The sequence below is a fragment of the Pseudomonas sp. K5002 genome, from assembly GCF_013386655.1.
Classification (GTDB): domain Bacteria; phylum Pseudomonadota; class Gammaproteobacteria; order Pseudomonadales; family Pseudomonadaceae; genus Aquipseudomonas.
This window is the reverse complement of sequence record NZ_JACARK010000021.1, coordinates 1-411: the sequence shown is the minus strand read 5'-3', so window position 1 is coordinate 411 and position 411 is coordinate 1. Positions and strand designations below refer to the sequence as shown.

Annotated in this window: 1 protein-coding gene; it reads right to left on the bottom strand. The window is 64.2% G+C overall.

Features of this window, described 5'->3' with window-relative positions; all coding sequences use genetic code 11:
- Positions 1–411 (bottom strand): fimbria/pilus outer membrane usher protein (locus HX846_RS01120; protein WP_178964820.1); only part of this gene is annotated, 411 nt, incomplete at both ends.

Below are 411 nucleotides of genomic sequence, written 5' to 3'. Positions count from 1 at the left end.
TCGCTGATGCGAAACAGGATGCGTTGGCCGCGCCGGGTGTCGAAGTCGGCCAGTACAAACGCGCCGCGGTTTGGCGTGACTTCCTGCACCGGCTCGGCGATGTCGACGTCAGACGGCATCGACTGGGTGTCCAGCGACACGCGGTTTTTGCGATAGGGCAGGGCCTGCGGCACCACGGTGTAGCCATTGCTGTTGGTGCGCACACCGCGCTTGTTGCTGATGCCCACGTCGGCGGCGCCCGGTGTGGCGACGATCACATTGGTTTCGCCCAATGGCTGGCTGAACATCAGGTTGCTGCCATACGCCACCACCGAACCTTCGACGCCCATGTCCAGTTGGCGGCTGCCGGTGGTCTCGTTATAGGCACCGCGCACAATCGCGTTGGGCGCGTCGTATTGCGCGGCGAAGGTG